The following is a 21,066-nucleotide window of genomic DNA, read 5'->3' on the forward strand; positions in this document are numbered from 1 at the left end:
GGTGGCTACGACGGGATTCGAACCTGTGACCCCATCATTATGAGTGATGTGCTCTAACCAGCTGAGCTACGTAGCCAAAACCATATTTTTTGTTCTCAACGCTTTGTTGCCTTGTCGTTGGGAACGGCGCGCATTATGCGAAGTTGAGTGAGATCCGTCAACAGTTTTTTTTAATAAATTTCGGAAAAAACCTCGTTCGCTTCCTTTTTAAACAAAGAGGCGTGTTTATGATCTAAAACTGGAAATAAATTAGCTTGTAGTTGCGTAATTTATTTTTGTTCATTTACTTAAGGTATTAAAAAAGCCAGCTTAACAGCTGGCTTTTAGTGTAAATGAAGTGTTTAGAATTCATTCATTTAATTAAACATTGAAGCGGAAGTGTACAACATCACCATCTTTTACGATGTAGTCTTTACCTTCTAGACGCCATTTACCTGCGTCTTTTGCGCCATTTTCACCATTGAATTGGATGAAATCGTCGTAACCGACTACTTCTGCACGAATAAAGCCTTTCTCGAAGTCAGTGTGGATCTTACCTGCCGCCTGAGGCGCAGTTGCACCAACAGGGATTGTCCAAGCACGTACTTCTTTAACACCTGCTGTGAAGTAGGTGTGTAGAGTCAGTAGTTCGTAACCAGAGCGAATTACACGGTTCAGACCTGGCTCTTCGATCCCCATATCTGCTAGGAATTCTTCGCGATCTTCATCTTCTAGTTCAGATAGTTCAGATTCGATAGCTGCACATACAGGTACAACGACATTGTTTTCTTTTTCTGCGAACTCACGAACCGCATCTAGATATGGATTATTTTCGAAGCCATCTTCGTTTACGTTTGCAATGTACATAGTTGGCTTCAGTGTTAGGAAGTTTAGATAGCCGATTGCTGCTAACTCTTCTTTAGATAGCTCAACTGTGCGTGCCATGCCGCCTTCAGTTAGTACTGGTAACAGTTTTTCTAGTACGGTTAGTTCAAATTTTGCGTCTTTATCGCCGCCTTTTGCCTTCTTCGCGTTACGTTGAATCGCTCGCTCACAAGAATCTAGGTCAGCCATTGCAAGTTCGAGGTTGATCACTTCGATATCTTCGATAGGTGAAACTTTACCTGAAACATGAACAATGTTTTCGTTTTCAAAACAACGTACAACGTGGCCAATCGCGTCTGTTTCACGGATGTTAGCTAGGAATTTGTTACCTAAACCTTCACCACGTGATGCACCAGCAACAAGACCAGCGATGTCCACGAACTCCATCGTCGTTGGAAGAACTCTCTGTGGGTTAACGATCTTAGCTAGTGCGTCTAGACGTAGATCTGGCACAGGAACCACACCAGTGTTTGGTTCAATGGTACAGAACGGGAAGTTTGCTGCTTCGATACCCGCTTTAGTTAGTGCGTTGAACAGAGTTGATTTACCTACGTTAGGTAGACCAACGATGCCACATTTAAAACCCATGATAGTAACCTTATTCAGCTTTGAACGTGTGGAGGCGATTTTGTGCTTTAGATAGGCCATCCTTAATCAGGATATCTAGACAACGAACAGCCTCATCAGCTGCTGCATCTAAAAGCTCTTGCTCTTTAGCTGGCGCTTTACCTAATACAAAACCCGCCACTTTATCTTTGTGTCCCGGATGACCAATGCCAATACGAAGACGATAAAAATCTTTGTTATTGCCCAGTTTGCTAATGGTGTCACGCAGACCGTTGTGTCCACCGTGACCCCCACCTTTTTTAAACTTAGCGACACCTGGCGGTAAGTCTAGCTCGTCATGAGCAACCATGATCTCTTCAGGTTTAATTTGATAAAATTTCGCAAGCGCAGCGATCGATTTACCTGATAGATTCATGAAGGTGGTTGGGATAAGCAAACGGAGATCCTGGCCATTGACCATAATGCGTCCTGTTAGACCAAAAAACTTTGGTTCGTTCTTCAGTGTAACGTTGTGAACGCGTGCTAATTCTTCTACAACCCAAGCGCCCGCATTGTGACGAGTTCTGGCGTATTCTGGTCCCGGATTAGCAAGACCAACAAGAAGTTTGATTGGTTGAGTCAAGGTTAGGATCTCTCTGGAATCTCAAAAAGCGCAGTATGATAGCACAGAATTCTCGCAGTGGGCGACCAAGGGATTTTCTGCCTATCGATACAAATAAAAAAACACCCCAAAGAGGGGTGCTTTTGAAATCAGTTTAACTGAAATGTTCGTATTAGTTGAACATTGCAGATATTGACTCTTCGTTGCTGATACGACGAATCGCTTCAGCTAGCATGCGAGATAGGCTTAGTGTTGTCACTTTACCTGTTGCAGCCATCTCTTTAGACAGAGAGATAGAGTCAGTCACGATAACTTGGTCAAGAACTGAGTTCTTAATGTTATCCGCAGCGTTGCCTGAGAATACTGCGTGAGTAGCGTAAGCGAATACACGCTTAGCACCGCGCTCTTTTAGTGCTTCAGCTGCTTTACATAGTGTGCCACCTGTGTCGATCATGTCATCAACGATCACACAGTCACGACCTTCAACATCACCGATTAGGTTCATTACTTCAGAAACGTTTGCACGTGGACGACGCTTATCTACGATTGCGATGTCGATGTCGCCTAGTGCTTTTGCTGTTGCACGAGCACGAACAACGCCACCTAGGTCAGGAGATACCACTACAGGGTTATCTAGACCGCGAGCCTGCATATCTTCAAGTAGCACTGGCGTGCCGAAGATGTTGTCTACAGGTACATCGAAGAAGCCTTGAATTTGCTCTGCGTGTAGGTCGATAGTTAGAACGCGGTCAACACCAACGTTAGATAGGAAATCAGCAACAACTTTTGCAGTAATTGGCACACGCGCAGAACGTACACGACGGTCTTGGCGAGCGTAGCCGAAGTAAGGGATAACTGCAGTGATACGGCCTGCTGAAGCACGGCGCATTGCATCAATCATAACAACCAATTCCATTAGGTTGTCGTTAGTCGGTGCACAAGTGGATTGAATGATGAAAACATCGCTACCACGAACATTCTCATTGATTTGAACTGCAACTTCGCCATCAGAAAAGCGAGAAACAGATGCATCACCAAGAGAGATGTAAAGACGATCAGCAATACGTTGGGCTAGTTCAGGTGTTGCGTTACCAGCAAATAGCTTCATATCAGGCACGGTGGAAACCTCGGGTTTGCGTCCAGTTTAAATAGGTCGGTGTGAGGCTGATTGGTATTCAGCCAAAGTCTCTTTTAATGGCGAAATATTGCGCCCTTGAGCGACAAATGCCGAGACTTTATCAGAGAGTTGTGCAAGGATAGTTTCTGCTTCAGATTTGCTCGAAAATTCAGCAAAAACGCAAGATCCTGTCCCCGTCAATCTTGACGGCGCGTATTGTAGCAGCCAAGAAAGTTGCTTATCAACCTCTGGGTAGAGCATTCGTACAATTTTTTCGCAATCGTTTACGCTTGGCGTATTTAAAAGTGTTTCTAGATCTCGTTTTGGGGTGTTTCGCGTTAGATCTGGATGACAAAAAACGTCGACGGTTGCGATAGATACATTCGGTCTGACGACTAAATACCACTTTTCTTCGGGATAAGCAGGAGAGAGTTTTTCACCAACACCTTCAGCAAAAGCTGCAAATCCGCGCACAAATACGGGCACGTCTGCGCCTAGTTTTAAACCTATTTCAGCCAGTTCGTCGTCAGTTAGATTCAGTTGCCATAAGTAATTCAGTGCCACTAATGCTGTAGCAGCATTCGATGAGCCCCCACCAATGCCTCCACCCATAGGCAGCACTTTCTGTAGCTCAATATGCGCGCCAAAAGGGCAGTTTGAGTAAGCTTGAAGCGCGGTTGCTGCTTTCCAAATTAAATTGTCTTGAAGGGGCACACCTTCTATGTCTGGAGAAATCGTAATATCACCAGAATGGTTCGCTTGAATGGTGAGCTCATCGCCGTGATCGACGAATTGGAATAACGTTTGTAACTCGTGGTAGCCATTCTCTGTACGGCCGTTGATATATAGAAAGAGATTCAATTTCGCTGGTGATGGCCAGCGTGTTGAAAGTTCAATCATTGGGTGATGTTCCATTTTGTGATCACTAGATTTATTTTGACATCAGCTGTGGTGAGTTTCAGCTTATTTGGCAGAGGGAGAGACTGTTCATGCCATTGAACGTCGCCATATCGTTGATATGCAATGCTCCAATCATTTAAACCAATTTGTTTGTTTAACGCTTGCAGTGTATTGGTTGGAGACAGTTGGAATTTGTCGGCATCGGTCGGTAGACCTAATAGCCAGTCAGGCATGTGATCGACGGGCATCATCAACCCTGTAAGACGGTAAATCAGCTGGTTAGCACTGCGAGAAGAAAGGACCTGATCGTCGTAAGTTTCTACTGTGGCGCCTTGTGGGGTGATGGTGAGCTTTAATGCCGTTTGTCCGAGAATCGTTGTTAAACGCAACTGGCTTAGTGCTGAAGAATGTTTCCAGTAGAAGTTTAAATTTTGTCTTTGGTCTGGGCCAATATAACCAAGTTTCCCCGTTGCTTGAAAATCTTGGATGGTTTCGAGTCGCTGCTCATGAGCTTGCCATTCAACGCTGGTAACACTTTCAGGAACGGACGAACAACCAGCGAGCAGTAAGCTCGACAAGAAAAAAAGAATAAAGGAGCGTAACGTCATGTTTGATGGCTTATTAATCAGTTTCATCGGGAATCGCTCACAACTATAGCATTGAAAAGTCGCACTTAGGAAAACAAATCCGGCTTACCCTTTCAATAAATGCGTGCTTACAGTAAAATTCTGGACCTATTTTATAACCTATCCCAGAGATACCACGTTAGATGTCCTTGCTTGCTATTGGAATTAATCACAATACAGCGTCTGTCGACTTGCGAGAGAAGGTGGCGTTTGGTCCGGATAAACTCGGCCCTGCACTCGAGCAACTTAGAGAGCACGAAGCAGTTAACGGCAGTGTGATTGTTTCAACCTGTAACCGAACTGAGTTGTACTGCGATGTTAAGCAAGGAGCGCGAAACAAGTTGATCGATTGGCTTGCTCAATTTCATCAAGTGAGCCGCGAAGATTTAATGCCGAGTTTGTATGTTCATGAAGAGCAAGCAGCAATAAAGCATTTGATGCGCGTATCGTGCGGTCTTGACTCTCTGGTGTTGGGTGAGCCTCAAATTTTGGGGCAGGTAAAGCAAGCATTTTCTGACTCGCGAGATCATCAAGCCGTCGATGCCTCGATTGATAAACTGTTTCAAAAGACGTTCTCAGTCGCCAAACGGGTAAGAACAGAGACAGATATTGGTGGTAATGCCGTGTCCGTGGCTTATGCGGCATGTACACTGGCAAAACATATTTTTGAGTCGTTATCAGATTCAACCGTGCTTTTGGTTGGTGCGGGTGAGACGATTGAATTGGTCGCGAAGCATTTAGCGTCCAACGGTTGCACAAAAATGATTGTCGCGAACCGCACTAAAGAGCGCGCGCAAGGCTTAGCGGACCAATTTGGCGCAGAAGTGATCAGTTTGAACGAAATTCCTGAACATTTGGCGAAAGCGGATATTGTGATTAGCTCAACGGCGAGCCCATTGCCTATTATTGGCAAAGGTATGGTCGAAACGGCTCTAAAGCAGCGCCGGCATCAACCTATCTTGTTGGTCGATATTGCGGTGCCGCGAGATGTAGAGTCGGAAGTCGGTGAACTGAACGACGCATATCTGTATTCTGTTGATGACTTGCAATCTATCATCGACAGCAACATTGAGCAGCGTAAAGTCGAAGCGATTCAAGCTGAAGCGATTGTTAGTGAAGAAAGCGCTGCATTTATGACATGGTTGCGTTCACTGCAAGCCGTCGATAGTATTCGCGACTATCGCAAATCAGCCAACGAAATTCGTGAAGAGTTACTGAGCAAAAGTTTGCAATCTTTAGCGGCAGGCGCAGATCCGGAGAAAGTGCTGCGCGAGCTGAGTAATAAACTCACCAACAAACTGATTCACGCTCCAACTCGCGCATTGCAAAGTGCAGCAGAGCAAGGCGAACCAGCAAAATTAACGATTATCCGCCAAACACTTGGCTTGGATGATCTATAACTCACGCTTTTTATTAAGAAAACGACACTATGAAAGCCTCTATTCTGACTAAGCTAGAAACGCTAGTAGAACGTTACGAAGAAGTTCAACATCTTCTTGGTGATCCTGATGTAATTGGAAATCAGGACAAATTCCGTGCTCTATCAAGAGAGTACTCTCAGCTAGAAGAAGTAACCAAGTGCTTCCAAGCTTATCAACAAGCACAAGAAGATCTTGTCGCCGCTGAAGAGATGGCAAACGAAGACGACGAAGAAATGCGTGAAATGGCGCAAGAAGAAATCAAAGAAGCGAAAGCGACGATTGAGCGTCTTACTGATGAGTTACAGATTCTTCTTCTGCCAAAAGATCCGAACGATGATCGTAACTGTTTCCTAGAAATTCGTGCAGGTGCGGGTGGCGACGAAGCGGGTATCTTCGCGGGTGATCTATTCCGTATGTACAGCAAGTACGCAGAAAAGCGTGGCTGGCGCATCGAAGTCATGTCTTCAAACGAGGCTGAGCACGGTGGTTACAAAGAGATGATCGCAAAAGTGAGCGGCGACGGTGCATACGGCGTGTTGAAATTTGAGTCAGGCGGTCACCGTGTACAGCGTGTTCCTGCAACTGAATCTCAAGGCCGTGTGCATACTTCTGCTTGTACAGTAGCAGTAATGGCGGAAATCCCTGAAGCGGATCTGCCTGAAATCAAAGCAGCAGACCTGAAAATCGATACGTTCCGTGCATCTGGCGCGGGTGGTCAGCACGTTAACACCACGGATTCTGCAATTCGTATTACCCACTTACCAACGGGTACGGTAGTAGAGTGTCAGGATGAGCGTTCACAGCACAAGAACAAAGCGAAAGCAATGGCTGTTCTTGCTGCTCGTATCGTTCAAGCGGAAGAAGAGCGTCGTGCCGCAGAAGTGTCTGATACACGTCGTAACCTTCTAGGTTCTGGTGACCGTAGTGACCGTATTCGTACATACAACTACCCACAAGGTCGTGTGTCTGATCACCGTATCAACCTAACCATCTATCGTTTGAACGAAGTGATGGAAGGTGACCTGCAGAGCTTGATTGATCCTGTGATTCAAGAGCACCAAGCAGACCAACTTGCGGCGCTCGCAGAGAACGGCTAATCGATGAGCCAAGTTCAATCGATTGAGCAAGCACTGAAAAGTGCGACGGCGAAACTGGCAGAAGGCGGCAAAGAGTCGCCTTCTCTCGATGCAGCTGTACTCCTTTGCCATGTCCTTGGCAAACCACGAACTTATCTACTGACCTGGCCAGAAAAAGCATTAGAAGCAGAGCAACAAGCAAAATTCGACGCTCTACTTGAACGACGTTTAACTGGTGAACCCGTCGCTTATATTATTGGTGAGCGAGAGTTTTGGTCTTTACCGTTCAAAGTTTCTCCCTCTACCTTGATCCCAAGACCGGATACAGAACGTTTGGTCGAAGTTGCACTCGATAAGACCTACGAGCAGACTGGGCCTATTTTAGATCTTGGAACGGGGACGGGGGCAATTGCTATCGCACTCGCATCTGAAATGCCAAAACGTCAAGTAATGGGCGTAGATCTCAAACAAGAAGCGAAAGCACTTGCAGAGTACAATGCTGAGCAGCTAAACATCAAAAATGTGACCTTTGCTCAAGGCAGTTGGTTTGAGCCTATTACAGAAGGTACGAAGTTTGCTTTAATTGTCTCCAACCCGCCATATATTGATGAAAAAGATCCACATTTATCCCAAGGTGATGTGCGCTTTGAGCCAAAATCTGCATTAGTTGCTAAAGAGAATGGCTTAGCTGATATTCGTCATATCTCGGATCTTGCTCGTCAGTATCTTGAAGTGGGCGGTTGGCTGGCATTTGAGCATGGTTATGATCAAGGTGAGGCGGTGCGTGAGATAATGCGTGGCTTTGGTTACCAACAGGTCGCTACGGAAAAAGATTATGGCGGTAACGATCGAGTAACACTTGGTTGTCTGGCCAGTTAATCATGGAAGTCAGCAAACACTAACTAAAAAGAGAAGAAAAATGTACGTAGCTCTAAAACACATACACTTAGTGACGATCGCTCTCAGCGCGACGCTACTATCGATCCGATTCGTGTTAATGATGATGAACTCACCGAAGCGAAATAATCGCTTTTTGAAAGTGTTTCCCCACATCGTTGATACTGCATTGCTAGTGTCAGGTATCGCGCTTATTTTCATTACTGGTTTCATCCCGTTTACCGATGCCGCACCGTGGTTAACAAACAAAATCACCTGCGTACTGGCGTACATTGCGCTTGGATTCTTCTCATTGAAACTTGCGAAAAACAACCTACTGAAGATATTTGGCTTTTTCGGCGCATTAGGTTGGTTGGTCATGGCTGCAAACATTGCTGTGTCTAAGAGCCCTACGTTATTTGGATAGACGTCATGTTAGAGTTTTTTGACGAAGATTTTGACAATATACCGTTGGTGGAAGGTGCGCTTGAGCTAAACAAAGCGATTAACCCAGAAACCAAAGTACATTGGGCGAAACAAGAGTTAGAGCGTCTTTACAAAGATGCAGAAGCCACGCTTGTTCATGAAACCGATGAAGAGCAACGATTTGATGCATTCCTACGACTGTTTTTCCACGAGTGGGGATTCAAAGGCGACGAGCAGGAATACTTTATTTCGGACAACAGCTTCATCGATAAAGTGTTGGAGCGCAGAAAAGGTATTCCTGTGAGCTTAGGTTCGATTTTGTTATACCTAGGCAAAAAGCTGGGGTTCCCGTTGAAGGGAGTTACTTTCCCTACTCAGTTCCTGTTAAAAGTCGACTGGATGCATAAGAAGCCAGACTACATCAACCCATTTAATGGTGAGTATGTAGGTGAAAGGATTCTTCAAGCTTGGCTTATTGGCCAGGAAGGACCGCTAGCTCAGCTAAAGGCTGAACATTTTGAGGAAGCTGACAACCCAACAATTATTGGTCGCTGGTTGGCATTGATTAAAAGTGCGATGTTGCGTGAAGAGCATTATACGCTGGCATTACGTTGTACAAATCTTGCTCTAACGTTTGTGCCAGATGACCCATACGAAATTCGTGACCGTGGTTTTATTTTCCAACAGCTAGAGTGCCCTCAAGTAGCGGTATCAGATTTTCAGTACTTTATTGACCAATGCCCTGACGATCCGGCTTCCGAGCTACTAAAATCACAAGTTAATGTGATGAGTGAAACGCACGTCACACTTCACTAATTTTATCGATGTGCCGAACTGTGGCGTATCGTGGACAGAAAAAGAGAATCAAAATGGAACAGAAAATCGTTAATATCGGCGACATTCAGGTTGCTAACGACAAGCCATTCACCCTATTTGCAGGTATGAACGTTCTTGAGTCTCGTGATCTTGCGATGCAGATCTGTGAGCACTACGTAAAAGTAACGGAAAAACTTGGTATTCCTTACGTATTTAAGGCGTCGTTTGACAAAGCAAACCGCAGTTCTGTTCATTCATACCGCGGTCCAGGTCTGGAAGAAGGTATGAAAATCTTTCAGGAGCTGAAAGACACTTTTGGTGTAAAGATCATCACGGACGTTCACACTGAAGCGCAAGCTCAACCTGTCGCTGACGTGGTAGACGTTATTCAGCTTCCTGCATTCCTAGCTCGCCAAACTGACCTTGTTGAAGCTATGGCCAAAACAGGTGCGGTTATCAACGTGAAGAAACCTCAATTTATGAGCCCTGGTCAAGTGGGAAACATCGTTGAGAAGTTCGCAGAGTGCGGTAACGACAAGATCATCCTATGTGAGCGCGGTTCTTGCCACGGTTACGATAACCTAGTTGTAGACATGCTTGGTTTTGGTGTGATGAAAAATGCTTCGAAAGGTAGCCCAATCATCTTTGACGTAACGCACTCACTACAAATGCGTGACCCATCAGGCGCAGCATCTGGCGGCCGTCGTGAGCAGACGGTTGAGCTTGCAAAAGCGGGTCTAGCGACAGGCATCGCAGGTCTATTTATCGAAGCGCACCCAAACCCAGACCAAGCGCGTTGTGATGGCCCATCTGCACTGCCTCTAGACAAGTTAGAGCCATTCTTAGCACAAATGAAATCGCTTGATGATCTGATCAAGAGCTTTGCAGATATAGATATCAAGTAAACGCCAGATGACTGGTGGTAACAAATACTATAGCCAACCGAGTGTTGGCTATTTTTTTATCTGAAAAGCCGTGAATTCTCAAACTTGTTACTGATGAATTTGTTATTGCTAAACAATGCATCATAATTATTAAATCAATGTGTTAGGGTGCACGTGGTTTTCAAATAGATCGAATGCTTAAAATGTGCTTCAGTAATCCCAATAAGAAAAAGGTAAATAAATGAATCAGCGTCTGATGATCAAAACTGTTTTGAGTGCCGCTATCTTGGCCTCGTTAGCTGGGTGTGCTACGCAACCTGCACCAGAATGGAATGCCGATACAACCTATAAATTGACCGTGTTGCACACTAACGATCATCATGGTCGCTTTTGGCAAAATCGATACGGTGAATATGGCATGGCGGCGCGTAAAACGTTAATCGATGATTTGCGCGAAGAAATACAGGCTGAGGGGGGCAGCGTGTTACTGCTTTCTGGTGGTGACATCAACACAGGAGTACCTGAGTCTGATTTACAAGATGCCGAGCCGGATTTTAAAGGCATGAGCAAAATTGGTTACGATGCGATGGCTCTAGGTAATCATGAGTTTGATAATCCATTGGACGTGCTATTCAAGCAGCAAGAGTGGGCAAACTTTCCGATGTTGTCTGCCAATATTTACGATAAAAATACTGGCAAGCGTTTATTCCAACCATATGCGATGTTTAAAAAGCAGGGCATTAAAATTGCGGTCATTGGCCTTACAACCGAAGACACAGCGAAACTTGGCAACCCTGAATTCATTGAACAAATTGACTTCCGTGACCCAAAAGAAGAAGCCAAGAAGCTGATTGCAGAACTGAAAGAAACAGAGTATCCAGATCTGATTTTTGCTGTCACGCATATGGGACACTATGAAAATGGTAATAGAGGCATCAATGCTCCTGGCGATGTGGCGTTAGCTCGTTATTTGAATGACGGCGATCTCGACATGATCGTTGGAGGACACTCACAAGAACCTGTGTGCATGGAAGGTCCAAACGTTATCAAAAAGAACTTTAAACCAGGTGATGAATGTCAGCCCGATAAACAAAATGGTACCTTTATTGTTCAGGCACATGAGTGGGGGAAATATGTGGGACGCGCCGATTACGAGTTTCGTAATGGCGAACTCTCGATGGTGAGCTACGATCTAATCCCTGTAAACTTGAAAAAGAAAGTTAAAGTTGATGGTCAGTCGCAACGAGTCTTGATCCAAGATGAGATTAAACAAGACGAAATGATGCTTGAGTTTCTTCGTCCTTATCAAGAAAAAGGTCAGGGCAAACTAAACGTGAAGATTGCAGAATCTAACGGTAAGCTTGAGGGTGACCGCAATGTGGTTCGTTACCAGCAAACAAACTTAGGTCGATTAATTGCAACGGCTCACATGGAACGTGCGAAAGCAGATTTCGCCGTAATGAATTCTGGCGGCGTTCGCGATTCGATTGCAGCAGGTGAGATTACCTACAAAGATGTGCTGACTGTTCAGCCATTTGGCAATATGGTCTCTTACGTTGATATGACGGGCAAAGAAGTATTGGATTACCTAAATGTCGTTGCAACTAAACCTGTCGACTCTGGAGCTTACGCGCAGTTTGCCGGCATTGCGATGAGTATCAATAATGGTGAGGTAACCAATGTGTTCATTGGTAATAAGCAACTTCGCTTAGATGGTAATTACCGCTTTACCGTACCAAGCTATAATGCTGCTGGTGGAGATGGTTACCCTAAAATCGACGATCATCCAGGGTATGTAAATACAGGTTTTACCGATGCTGAGGTTTTGAAGGATTATTTAGAAACACATAGCCCTATTGATGTTAATGAGTATGCCCCTTCAGGTGAAATCACGTATTTAGTTGATACGGCGATTGATCAGTAACCCAACAGATAAAAAGCGATTGACTCAAACTCGCTGATATCATTAACTAAAAGCGCAGATCCAATTCAATCTGCGCTTTTTGTTTTTATGAGGAGAATCTTGATGACTCCGGCCATTAATCTTGCGAAAAAGAAAAAAATTCCACACACGATTCATCAGTATGAGCATGACCCTAGAGCCGATAGTTATGGCTTGGAGGCTGCTGAAGTACTGGGGCAGGATCCGAAAACAGTATTTAAAACCTTGCTGTTCTGCTTGAACGGGGAGCCAAAGAACCTTGCGGTTGCGATTATCCCTGTTGATCAAAAGCTGAACCTAAAACTGGCGGCGAAAGCAGCGAAGGGCAAAAAGGCCGATATGGCTGATCCGGAAATCGCCCAAAAGACCACAGGTTATGTCGTTGGTGGAATTAGCCCACTAGGGCAGAAGAAAGCCTTACCTACTTTTTTGCACGAAAGCGCAGCAGAGCAAGACACAATCTGTGTGAGTGCTGGTAAACGTGGTTTAGAAATTGAGTTAGCCCCGAGAGATTTGCTGAGCTTAACTCGCGGTCAGTTTGCACCTCTTTGTTTGTAAACTCATGACAAATAAAAAGGACGCTCATGAGCGTCCTTTTTTGATCTTGCCTGTCAGTGAAGCGTTACTTCTTCAGACTCAATGTACCACCAGTGCGTTTAGCTGGTTTACTTGGTTTCGCGGCATTTGGGTTCATGTAATGCTGCTTGGGCTTACTCGGTGATTGAGGCTTGTTTACTGAATGCGTATTGCTTGATGCATCTGGTTTACGGTGTGATTTACCATGCTCGCCTTGCGGTCTGCTGCGTTCACCTTGTGGTTTCGCTTTGTAATGTTCTTTAGCTGGACGTCCGCCTTCATCATCACGCTGACGACGCTTTTGTTGACCTTTTTTCGAGTTTGGTGCATGACGGAATTCATCAGCATTGTTACCGCGGAAAGTTCGTGTCTTCTGGTTACGACGAGCAGTAGAATCTTGGTTTTCTTCACGGCTATCAAACAGCTTCGCGTCGGTCGCTTTACGAATGTTGCGACCTCTAGAGTCTGTTTTTGATGCTTCTTCTGTACCTACCGAGCCTTCACACATTGCTAGGATCTCTGCCACTTCTTCGTCACTTAGATAACGCCATTTCCCATTGGGAATACCATCAAGAGAGATATTCATGATGCGTACGCGACGCAGCTTGAATACTTCATAGCCCAGCGCTTCACACATGCGACGGATCTGACGGTTAAGTCCTTGAGTGAGCACAATACGGAAAGAGAATTTAGTTTCTTTCGTTACCTTACAAGGTAGGGTGACTGTGTCGAGAATCTTAACGCCACTCGACATCTGTTTGAGAAACTCGCCTGTAATTGGCTTGTCCACGCGTACGACGTACTCTTTTTCGTGGCTGTTGCCTGCGCGAAGGATTTTGTTCACGATGTCGCCATCGTTGGTCAAAAAGATCAGACCATCAGAGGGTTTGTCTAAGCGGCCGATCGGAAAGATACGTTTTTGGTGGCCGATGAAATCAACGATGTTTCCAGGGACGTCTCTCTCAGTTGTACAGGTGATGCCTGTTGGTTTATTGAGAGCGATGTAAATCGGCTTCTCTTTTGCTGCCACTGGCTTACCATCCACACAAACATCATCACCAGGTAGCACTTTTGTCCCCATTTCAGGTTTGTTGCCATTAATGGTGACACGGCCTTGCTCAATCAGTCTGTCTGCTTCACGGCGTGAGCAAAACCCCGTTTCACTGATGAATTTATTTAATCGTTTAGCGTTGTCTTGTGACATTTTTGTCTCCTAACGTTTCACAACGGCGAATGAAGCTCCCTTCCTTTAAGGGGAAGGAAGAATAAGGGCGGGCATTCTAGCATTAGGGTGAAATTTAGCCTAACCGTTTTTGGTGACGTTCGCGGGTTTCTAATTTCTTTTCCGCACTTTTTCTAAGTAGGACGTAAACGGCTCCAGTTCCACCGTGAAAGCGTTGCGCACTATGGACGCATTGGACTTCCTTTATTTGTCGTAGCCAACTGCTAACAAAGCTTTTCATCATTGCAGGTGGATTTGAGCGTTCTCCTCGACCATGGACGATAACGACCGTTCTAATGTCCATTGATAGGCATTGCTTTAAAAACGTCACGACTTCATCACGTGCTTCTTTCAATGTTTTACGGTGCAAATCCAAGCGAGCTTGGATTGGATACTTACCAAGGCGAAGTTTGCGGTAAACCCCGTCCTGTACACCATCACGTTTGAACTCAACAAAGTCCTCTGGCTTGAGCATTTCAGCGTGATCAAGTGATAGGTATTCTGGGTCATCTTCCGTTAACCAGATTGCTGCTTCTCGTTTTGCGAGCTGTGCTTCTGTTACTTGGTGTACTTTTTTGTGTTCGGTGGTGTCTTGAGTGATTGGCTTTACATCGCCCATCATCTGTTGAAATAGATCAAAATCGTCGTCGTGAGACATAGCAGTAATCTCATTAAGAACAGGGAAGAATAATAGGATTATATCAATGAGTGGTGCATTGAGATCAAATAAAAAACCGGAGTAGGCAAGTAACCGACTCCGGTGCAAAGCGTTTCTAGAGCTAAGCGAGATCTAGTGAGGAGATTTGTCGTTCATGATCTTGTATATGAAGAAACCGCCGTAAAATAACATCAGACCAATTGCCCCAAAAATTACTATCATTGACGATAGACCCACTGCATTACCAAATAGGAGATCAAGCCAAAAGTCCATACGTTTCCTCCAAGATGTTCCCGACAGGAATAAACTAAATGGCGGTGTCTTGTTGCACACTGATCTGGATCAATTATGTTGCTAAGGTTAATAAACTGTATTTTGTTGTGAGTTATCAGTCACATTTTACGTGCTAGTGTTCAGTTATTCATCAAACGAATTAAGACCTAAGGTTTTTTTGTAAAAAGCACTTGCGCCACAGTTCAGAATCCGTAATATACGCATTCGTTGACGGGGACAATTCCTCAGTTAAACATCTCGGTGAATAGCGCAGCTTGGTAGCGCATCTGGTTTGGGACCAGAGGGTCGGGGGTTCGAATCCCTCTTCACCGACCACTTTTAGAAAGCCTGCTCAATGAGCAGGCTTTCGTCGTTTTTAGCGCTAGTAATTTTAGACTTCAATAGTATCGAATCAAATTGGGGTTCGCCTGATGTTCGAATATGGCACTTCACCGACACGTATTGAGAGGAAGGCTCTACAGAAATGTAGGGCCTTTTCATTTTTTAGAGTGAGTAAATTTATTACTTGATGTCACACGAGATAGTATTGATAGGAGTTTCAGAAGTAGTGAAGCAGACATAAGCGGTCTTTGGGTGATTTGGACCAATCTTGACGTAACCCGCTTTTAAATCGTCTTCATCAAACGTTACTGAGTGAGATTTGCTTGTATTTCCATCATAGTAAACCGCTTCAAAGCCTTGGTTCATCATATGTGCAACGCGATTTCGAGTGTGGGCTGTTGAAAACGTGATGTTCGCGCAACGCATCATTGGTTTTTCGGTAATAAGAAATTGACCACTCTCTTTATCTAAAACACCGCCTTTTACTTCCGGAGTTATATCAATAGCTTGAAAAGCTTCTACGTTGCATGGCGGTTTAGCATAAGACAGCGAAGAAGTGAGCATAATTCCAATCGTGTATAGGAATAAATATTTAAATTTCATATGAGTTGTTTTGTATCCACTTAGCTTAACGGCGTTTTATAAGAAAGTTTGAATGAATTTTAAATGGTTGTATTTAAATAATTGTATTTAAATGGCATTTTTCAAACAATCACTAGATATCACAATTTGCTTGGCGCGTCTTACCCAGTGGTTTGATGTTAAATCCCCGATTTTTAAGCAGTTCAATCAGGTTATCTTTACCTACTAAATGCAAGCCACCAACAACAACGGTGTAACGACCCGATTGCTGAGGTAGAACACTGCCAGTGTCGAGTTTTTTAGCCCAATCTCGATTACGCTCGTATAAAAAGGCTTGGTTAAACTCTTCTGTTGTATGATCGGTCAAAGAGGCTTCGACCAACATGCTACCATCACCACTCTTCCAACTCTCTATCAAGCATTGAACCAACTCTTCTCCGCCATCATATTCTTCAATTGATGAGAGAAGTATCTCTTTACCGCCTTCTGATTGACCTGCGATTAAATCGATTTGGAATTGCACGGACTCCAGTGGAATGACCGGGATTTGCTTTTTATCAGCGAGTCCTATTAAGTGCATGTCGACCCCTTTATCAGAGACATACCCCAGTTTGTTGACTAAAGCGAGTTGGATGGTGAATGCTGCCATCCAAGGTGGGGAATTTAGGAGTTGAGTTTCTGGCAAACCTAAATCTTGGGCAATTTCAATTAAGTGGCGACGTTGAGCTCTGTCTAAAACATCTTTAGAAAGAATGGTTGTTTGTGGGTAAACCAAGCCTTCAGAATTCCTGACGTCTGCTTCAATAATCAACCCTGCGCTTTGGCTTAAATGCTGGATGACCGTTCTAGGGAGTGGGTACATCGTTTTATCCCCCACATGTACCGAGCCAATAATCATAAGTTCGGTTTCCCCTTTTTTCGCTAACCAATGCTGTGGCTCTGCATAAGAGGAAAAAGGAGTCAAAGTAACAAGTAGAGATGATATGAGCGTCAAGAGACGAAACATAGAATGGTCCTCAGATAAGATACCTTTAAACTTTATACGCAAAATAGCGTGAGGTTAAGTGCAATTTCTCCAGTGGGGTATTCGACAAAATCGTCATTTCTAAAAATATTGACGAGTTTTGACGACGAATAAATGAGAGTCACTTCACGAAAGGTAAATAGGTAATTCGCTTACTAATGGTTCACAAAATAATTAGGCGTGATCCAAATCTTACAAAATCAGTCGTAACTCATGAATATAAGTGACCTAGATCGCAGCAAACTCGTCAAAACAAGTTGTTCGATTTTGACGTGTATTGTAACTCCATGAAAATTAGATTTTTATTGTTTTTGCTGAGTGTCATTTTTTGAGCTGGATCACTTCCTATTTCTATTTATTTTACGCTTAGAAATAACAGGTTGTATGTTGAATGTAACGGTTAGATACCTCGCATTTGAGGGGCCGAGATTTTTATCATTGTCGTTTTGAACCACTGACTTTTTTGGGGAAGTAAGATGTTTAAACCTAGTCTGATTGCTGTTTCTGTTATCACTACATTAGCAGGTTGCTCTGCGCTGCAAAGCTCTGAACAACAAGTTGTAAATTCGTTGGCTAATAATCTTGATATTCAATACCAAGTGTTGACTAACCACGGTGCAAACGAAGGTCTTGCTTGTCAGGACTTAGGGGCTGAGTGGGCGTCTTGTAACAAGGTAAACATGACGCTGGTTAACCAAGGTGAAGCGGTTGACTCAAAAGATTGGGCTATTTACTTCCATAGCATTCGTCTGATTCTGGATGTTGAAAACGAACAGTTTAAAATCTCTCGCGTAACGGGTGATCTACACAAACTAGAACCAACAGATAAGTTTGATGGTTTTGCTGCGGGTGAAGAGGTTGTGCTTCCTCTTGTTGCTGAATACTGGCAGCTATTTGAAACTGACTTCATGCCAGGCGCTTTCGTTGCTGCACCAAATGCAGAGCCTAAGATGATCGCTTCTCTTAACACAGAAGACGTTGCATCTTTCGTGACTGGCCTTGAGGGTAACAACCTAAAACGTACGCCAGATGACAACAACGTATTTGCGAGCGCTGTGTCTCGTTTCGAGAAGAACGAAGATCTAGCAAAACAAGACGTATCAACCACGTTACTACCAACGCCAATGTCTGTTGAAGCAGGTAAAGGTACGGTAGATATCGCGGCGGGTATTGCACTGCCTAAAGACGCATTCGATGCGGCTCAATATGCAGCAATTCAAGGTCGTGCAGAAGTGGTAGGTGTGGATGTTCGTGGTGATCTTCCTGTAAGCATCACTGTTGTTCCTGCAGACTTCACCGGTGAATTGGCAAAATCTGGTGCTTACGAAATGAGCATCAAAGGCGACGGTATTGCGATTAAAGCGTTTGACCAAGCAGGTGCTTTCTACGCAGTACAATCTATCTTTGGCCTGGTAGATAGCCAAAATGCTGATTCTCTACCACAACTGTCTATTAAAGATGCGCCGCGTTTTGATTACCGTGGTGTGATGGTGGACGTGGCTCGTAACTTCCACTCTAAAGACGCGATTCTTGCAACGCTTGACCAAATGGCCGCGTACAAGATGAACAAACTACACCTTCACCTAACGGATGATGAAGGCTGGCGTTTAGAAATCCCGGGTCTGCCTGAGCTGACTGAAGTGGGTGCTAACCGTTGTTTCGATTTGGAAGAGAAAAGCTGTTTACTGCCTCAGCTTGGCTCAGGTGCAACGACAGACAACTTTGGTTCTGGCTTCTTCAGCAAAGCAGACTACGTGGACATCTTGAAGTACGCGAAAGCACGTAACATCGAAGTGATTCCTGAAATCGATATGCCAGCACACGCTCGTGCAGCAGTGGTATCAATGGAAGCACGTTACGACCGTCTAATGGAAGAAGGTAAAGAAGCAGAAGCGAACGAGTACCGCCTGATGGATCCTCAAGATACATCGAACGTAACGACGGTTCAGTTCTACAACAAGCAAAGCTTCATCAACCCATGTATGGAATCTTCAACTCGCTTTGTTGATAAAGTGATTTCAGAAGTAGCAGCAATGCACCAAGAAGCGGGCACGCCGCTAACAACATGGCACTTTGGTGGTGACGAAGCGAAGAACATCAAGCTAGGCGCTGGTCTGCAAGACATCAACGCAGAAGACAAAGTAAGCTGGAAGGGTAACATTGATTTGTCTAAGCAAGACAAGCCATTCGCACAGTCACCACAATGTCAGACGTTAATTGCAGACGGTACGGTAAGCGATTTTGCTCATCTACCAAGCCACTTTGCAGAAGAAGTGTCGAAGATGGTGGCAGAGAAAGGCATCCCAAACTTCCAAGCTTGGCAAGATGGCCTTAAGTACAGTGAAGGTGAGAAAGCGTTCGCAACAGAAAACACGCGTGTTAACTTCTGGGACGTTCTTTACTGGGGTGGCACATCATCAGTGTACGAATGGTCTAAGAAAGGTTACGACGTTATCGTTTCTAACCCAGACTACGTATACATGGACATGCCGTACGAAGTTGACCCGAAAGAGCGTGGTTACTACTGGGCAACGCGTGCAACAGATACTCGTAAGATGTTTGGTTTTGCACCAGAGAACATGCCTCAGAACGCAGAAACCTCTGTAGACCGCGATGGTAACGGCTTCACTGGTAAAGGTGAAATCAAAGCGAAACCTTTCTATGGTCTATCAGCACAGCTGTGGTCTGAGACAGTACGTAACGACGAGCAATACGAGTACATGGTATTCCCTCGCGTACTGGCAGCCGCTGAACGTGCATGGCACCGTGCTGATTGGGAAAACGACTACAAAGTGGGTGTTGAATACTCGCAAAACTCTAACCTAGTAAACAAAGCTGCGCTAAACCAAGACTACAACCGCTTTGCGAACGTACTTGGCCAACGCGAACTGGCTAAGCTAGAAAAAGCGGGTATCGACTACCGCCTACCTGTACCAGGCGCGAAAGTTGAAGAGGGTAAACTGGCAATGAACGTTCAGTTCCCGGGTGTGAAGCTTCAATACTCTCTAGACGGCAAGAACTGGCTAACTTACGTAGATAATGCTCGTCCAAATGTGAAAGGTGAAGTGTTTATCCGTTCTGTGTCAGCAACCGGTGAGAAAGCAAGTCGAGTGACCAGCGTGAAATAACTCGATTCTTGTAAGTTAATTTTTTGGCAAAGCCTCAACATCATGTTGGGGCTTTCTTTATTTTTTTAGGAAATTAAGCGTGATCGATGTCTAATTATTTTTCATTGATAAATAAGTTTTGGGTTGTAATGGTCAAGGTTATTGTGAACCGGATCGACTTAATCTGATAAATATCAATAAATTATCTGTTTACGATCACACTTCTATTTTTTGATAATTTTATAAAAATACGGTAAGTGCCTGTATTTTCCATGTTTTTATCAGGGTTGTTGAGCTTCGTTTTGAACAAGATCACTTTTTAAAATGTTTTATTTTCCATCGCGAATTAATTGAAACAATATTGCGAACGCCAAGGAGGCACATTCCAAAGTTTGCGATAAAAGGGAAGAGATGCCCTCTAAAACTATCGCATAACGTGAATAAATAAAGGCAGTAATTATGAAAAACATTTTTGCACTGAGTGCTCTTTCTCTCGCTTTCGCTTCTAGCGCTTTTGCTGGTTCTTCTTACGTAACAGGTAATGTTCAATTCCACGATGATGGTCGAATTCATGGTTCGGACGTTACGTCTACACTGGAAGCTGGTCATACTTTTGATAACCAATTCGGCGGCTTTACGGTTTACACCGAATTTGATGGTATTCAGTTGGGTAAACTGGAAACAGAAAACGGTGGCGCAGGTAACACAACACCAGCAATCACTGTGGGTGGTGAGCAGTCATTTAATATTACCGATCATTTATGGGTTGCCGCGGGTTACCAACACCTGTTCTCTGCTGGCGAGAATGTACAGTACCGTCCATTGGTTAAGATCGGTTACAACTTCGATAACGGCATCTCCTTAAGTAACCGTACTCGTGCGCACATTGATGCGACAGACGCAGATGCGGATACAGATTACCGCATGGACAACCGCATCGGTTACGTGATGAATGAGGATGTGACGCTAAGCTACAACAACGTCTACATGATTGAAGCGGAAACCATGGACCACGAGCTTCGTGCAACGTGGACTCGTAAAGGTGTTCAACCTTACTTTGAGTTCCGTAGTCAAGCACACGGTGCAGAAAACGCGAGTGGTGACAGCCTAGTGAATAACGCTTTTGTATTTGGTGCCTCTTACGGCTTCTAATTTTATATTTGTCT

At 44.4% G+C, this 21,066-nt stretch carries 20 protein-coding genes and 2 tRNA genes; 11 read left to right on the forward strand and 11 right to left on the reverse strand.

Going from position 1 to position 21,066, the window contains the following annotated elements; genetic code table 11:
* Nucleotides 1-2 precede the first annotated feature (2 nt).
* The 6 genes from R7P35_RS21020 to lolB form a co-directional block, all read right to left on the reverse strand.
* A tRNA-Met gene (locus R7P35_RS21020) sits at nucleotides 3-76 on the reverse strand.
* 284 nt (nucleotides 77-360) lie between these two features.
* Nucleotides 361-1,452 carry a redox-regulated ATPase YchF gene (gene ychF / locus R7P35_RS21025; RefSeq protein ID WP_005393178.1) on the reverse strand — a complete coding sequence of 364 codons (1,092 nt, stop codon included), beginning with the start codon at nucleotides 1,450-1,452 and terminating at the stop codon, nucleotides 361-363.
* 10 nt (nucleotides 1,453-1,462) lie between these two features.
* Complete coding sequence (gene pth, locus R7P35_RS21030; protein ID WP_042524127.1) at nucleotides 1,463-2,053, reverse strand: aminoacyl-tRNA hydrolase; 591 nt, start codon at nucleotides 2,051-2,053, stop codon at nucleotides 1,463-1,465.
* A gap of 151 nt (nucleotides 2,054-2,204) precedes the next feature.
* On the reverse strand, nucleotides 2,205-3,149 hold the full coding sequence (locus tag R7P35_RS21035) for a ribose-phosphate pyrophosphokinase (protein WP_005393176.1): 945 nt from the start codon (nucleotides 3,147-3,149) through the stop codon (nucleotides 2,205-2,207).
* A gap of 27 nt (nucleotides 3,150-3,176) precedes the next feature.
* Nucleotides 3,177-4,049, reverse strand: coding sequence for a 4-(cytidine 5'-diphospho)-2-C-methyl-D-erythritol kinase (ispE, locus tag R7P35_RS21040; RefSeq protein ID WP_042524125.1), 873 nt, complete (start codon nucleotides 4,047-4,049; stop codon nucleotides 3,177-3,179).
* Nucleotides 4,046-4,684 (reverse strand): lipoprotein insertase outer membrane protein LolB, encoded by a 639-nt coding sequence (gene lolB / locus R7P35_RS21045; protein WP_017634843.1) that lies wholly within the window; start codon nucleotides 4,682-4,684, stop codon nucleotides 4,046-4,048. Before lolB ends, ispE begins: the two co-directional genes overlap by 4 nt.
* 134 nt (nucleotides 4,685-4,818) lie before the next feature.
* Between lolB and hemA the strand changes: the two genes are divergently transcribed.
* The 8 genes from hemA to ybaK all read left to right on the forward strand — a co-directional run bounded on the left by hemA (nucleotide 4,819) and on the right by ybaK (nucleotide 12,674).
* Complete coding sequence (gene hemA, locus R7P35_RS21050; protein ID WP_005384104.1) at nucleotides 4,819-6,075, forward strand: glutamyl-tRNA reductase; 1,257 nt, start codon at nucleotides 4,819-4,821, stop codon at nucleotides 6,073-6,075.
* Nucleotides 6,076-6,104: 29 nt separating this feature from the next.
* Complete coding sequence (prfA, locus tag R7P35_RS21055; protein WP_005382222.1) at nucleotides 6,105-7,193, forward strand: peptide chain release factor 1; 1,089 nt, start codon at nucleotides 6,105-6,107, stop codon at nucleotides 7,191-7,193.
* 3 nt (nucleotides 7,194-7,196) lie between these two features.
* Nucleotides 7,197-8,051 carry a peptide chain release factor N(5)-glutamine methyltransferase gene (gene prmC, locus R7P35_RS21060; RefSeq protein WP_042524123.1) on the forward strand — a complete coding sequence of 285 codons (855 nt, stop codon included), beginning with the start codon at nucleotides 7,197-7,199 and terminating at the stop codon, nucleotides 8,049-8,051.
* Nucleotides 8,052-8,091: 40 nt separating this feature from the next.
* Nucleotides 8,092-8,475, forward strand: coding sequence for a SirB2 family protein (locus tag R7P35_RS21065; protein WP_005382225.1), 384 nt, complete (start codon nucleotides 8,092-8,094; stop codon nucleotides 8,473-8,475).
* Between the two features lie 5 nt (nucleotides 8,476-8,480).
* Nucleotides 8,481-9,290, forward strand: coding sequence for a SirB1 family protein (locus tag R7P35_RS21070; RefSeq protein WP_042524122.1), 810 nt, complete (start codon nucleotides 8,481-8,483; stop codon nucleotides 9,288-9,290).
* Nucleotides 9,291-9,343: 53 nt separating this feature from the next.
* A complete protein-coding gene (gene kdsA / locus R7P35_RS21075) occupies nucleotides 9,344-10,195 on the forward strand; it encodes a 3-deoxy-8-phosphooctulonate synthase (RefSeq protein WP_005384095.1) in 852 nt (283 codons plus the stop codon).
* Nucleotides 10,196-10,415: 220 nt separating this feature from the next.
* A complete protein-coding gene (gene ushA / locus R7P35_RS21080) occupies nucleotides 10,416-12,098 on the forward strand; it encodes a bifunctional UDP-sugar hydrolase/5'-nucleotidase UshA (protein ID WP_005382230.1) in 1,683 nt (560 codons plus the stop codon).
* A 102-nt stretch (nucleotides 12,099-12,200) separates the two neighbouring features.
* Nucleotides 12,201-12,674 (forward strand): Cys-tRNA(Pro) deacylase, encoded by a 474-nt coding sequence (gene ybaK / locus R7P35_RS21085; protein WP_005382231.1) that lies wholly within the window; start codon nucleotides 12,201-12,203, stop codon nucleotides 12,672-12,674.
* Nucleotides 12,675-12,738: 64 nt separating this feature from the next.
* Here the strand turns inward: ybaK and rluF are convergent, their stop codons facing one another.
* From rluF to R7P35_RS21100, 3 genes are all read right to left on the reverse strand, one after another.
* Nucleotides 12,739-13,896 (reverse strand): 23S rRNA pseudouridine(2604) synthase RluF, encoded by a 1,158-nt coding sequence (gene rluF, locus R7P35_RS21090; protein WP_042524120.1) that lies wholly within the window; start codon nucleotides 13,894-13,896, stop codon nucleotides 12,739-12,741.
* A gap of 94 nt (nucleotides 13,897-13,990) precedes the next feature.
* Nucleotides 13,991-14,572, reverse strand: coding sequence for a DNA endonuclease SmrA (smrA, locus tag R7P35_RS21095; RefSeq protein WP_005382233.1), 582 nt, complete (start codon nucleotides 14,570-14,572; stop codon nucleotides 13,991-13,993).
* Between the two features lie 132 nt (nucleotides 14,573-14,704).
* The gene (locus R7P35_RS21100) at nucleotides 14,705-14,845 is read right to left on the reverse strand and encodes a DUF3149 domain-containing protein (RefSeq protein ID WP_005382236.1); all 141 of its coding nucleotides are present in this window, start codon (nucleotides 14,843-14,845) and stop codon (nucleotides 14,705-14,707) included.
* A 259-nt stretch (nucleotides 14,846-15,104) separates the two neighbouring features.
* Here R7P35_RS21100 and R7P35_RS21105 point away from each other — a divergent pair.
* A tRNA-Pro gene (locus R7P35_RS21105) sits at nucleotides 15,105-15,181 on the forward strand.
* Between the two features lie 186 nt (nucleotides 15,182-15,367).
* Here R7P35_RS21105 and R7P35_RS21110 read toward each other — a convergent pair.
* Nucleotides 15,368-15,751 carry a hypothetical protein gene (locus R7P35_RS21110; protein WP_005384085.1) on the reverse strand — a complete coding sequence of 128 codons (384 nt, stop codon included), beginning with the start codon at nucleotides 15,749-15,751 and terminating at the stop codon, nucleotides 15,368-15,370.
* 151 nt (nucleotides 15,752-15,902) lie between these two features.
* Nucleotides 15,903-16,775: a TraB/GumN family protein gene (locus tag R7P35_RS21115; RefSeq protein ID WP_005382001.1), complete on the reverse strand. Its 873-nt coding sequence runs from the start codon at nucleotides 16,773-16,775 to the stop codon at nucleotides 15,903-15,905.
* Nucleotides 16,776-17,269: 494 nt separating this feature from the next.
* Here R7P35_RS21115 and R7P35_RS21120 point away from each other — a divergent pair, with 494 nt between their 5' ends.
* A complete protein-coding gene (locus R7P35_RS21120; protein ID WP_065274243.1) occupies nucleotides 17,270-19,921 on the forward strand; it encodes a beta-N-acetylhexosaminidase in 2,652 nt (883 codons plus the stop codon).
* 438 nt (nucleotides 19,922-20,359) lie between these two features.
* Nucleotides 20,360-21,052 carry an oligogalacturonate-specific porin KdgM family protein gene (locus R7P35_RS21125; RefSeq protein WP_005382004.1) on the forward strand — a complete coding sequence of 231 codons (693 nt, stop codon included), beginning with the start codon at nucleotides 20,360-20,362 and terminating at the stop codon, nucleotides 21,050-21,052.
* The last annotated feature ends 14 nt before the right edge of the window (nucleotides 21,053-21,066 follow it).

It is taken from the genome of Vibrio sp. Vb0304 (genome assembly GCF_033338995.1).
Taxonomy (GTDB): Bacteria; Pseudomonadota; Gammaproteobacteria; order Enterobacterales; family Vibrionaceae; genus Vibrio; species Vibrio alginolyticus.

What these genes read in the sequence shown, in the direction of transcription:
- ychF (WP_005393178.1), bottom strand. Translation starts at nt 1,452, where the DNA reads ATGGGTTTTAAATGTGGCATCGTTGGTCTACCTAACGTAGGTAAATCA.
- ispE (WP_042524125.1), bottom strand. Translation starts at nt 4,049, where the DNA reads ATGATTGAACTTTCAACACGCTGGCCATCACCAGCGAAATTGAATCTC.
- lolB (WP_017634843.1), bottom strand. Translation starts at nt 4,684, where the DNA reads ATGAAACTGATTAATAAGCCATCAAACATGACGTTACGCTCCTTTATT.
- hemA (WP_005384104.1), top strand. Translation starts at nt 4,819, where the DNA reads ATGTCCTTGCTTGCTATTGGAATTAATCACAATACAGCGTCTGTCGAC.
- prfA (WP_005382222.1), top strand. Translation starts at nt 6,105, where the DNA reads ATGAAAGCCTCTATTCTGACTAAGCTAGAAACGCTAGTAGAACGTTAC.
- prmC (WP_042524123.1), top strand. Translation starts at nt 7,197, where the DNA reads ATGAGCCAAGTTCAATCGATTGAGCAAGCACTGAAAAGTGCGACGGCG.
- R7P35_RS21065 (WP_005382225.1), top strand. Translation starts at nt 8,092, where the DNA reads ATGTACGTAGCTCTAAAACACATACACTTAGTGACGATCGCTCTCAGC.
- R7P35_RS21070 (WP_042524122.1), top strand. Translation starts at nt 8,481, where the DNA reads ATGTTAGAGTTTTTTGACGAAGATTTTGACAATATACCGTTGGTGGAA.
- kdsA (WP_005384095.1), top strand. Translation starts at nt 9,344, where the DNA reads ATGGAACAGAAAATCGTTAATATCGGCGACATTCAGGTTGCTAACGAC.
- ushA (WP_005382230.1), top strand. Translation starts at nt 10,416, where the DNA reads ATGAATCAGCGTCTGATGATCAAAACTGTTTTGAGTGCCGCTATCTTG.
- ybaK (WP_005382231.1), top strand. Translation starts at nt 12,201, where the DNA reads ATGACTCCGGCCATTAATCTTGCGAAAAAGAAAAAAATTCCACACACG.
- rluF (WP_042524120.1), bottom strand. Translation starts at nt 13,896, where the DNA reads ATGTCACAAGACAACGCTAAACGATTAAATAAATTCATCAGTGAAACG.
- smrA (WP_005382233.1), bottom strand. Translation starts at nt 14,572, where the DNA reads ATGTCTCACGACGACGATTTTGATCTATTTCAACAGATGATGGGCGAT.
- R7P35_RS21100 (WP_005382236.1), bottom strand. Translation starts at nt 14,845, where the DNA reads ATGGACTTTTGGCTTGATCTCCTATTTGGTAATGCAGTGGGTCTATCG.
- R7P35_RS21110 (WP_005384085.1), bottom strand. Translation starts at nt 15,751, where the DNA reads ATGCTCACTTCTTCGCTGTCTTATGCTAAACCGCCATGCAACGTAGAA.
- R7P35_RS21115 (WP_005382001.1), bottom strand. Translation starts at nt 16,775, where the DNA reads ATGTTTCGTCTCTTGACGCTCATATCATCTCTACTTGTTACTTTGACT.
- R7P35_RS21120 (WP_065274243.1), top strand. Translation starts at nt 17,270, where the DNA reads ATGTTTAAACCTAGTCTGATTGCTGTTTCTGTTATCACTACATTAGCA.
- R7P35_RS21125 (WP_005382004.1), top strand. Translation starts at nt 20,360, where the DNA reads ATGAAAAACATTTTTGCACTGAGTGCTCTTTCTCTCGCTTTCGCTTCT.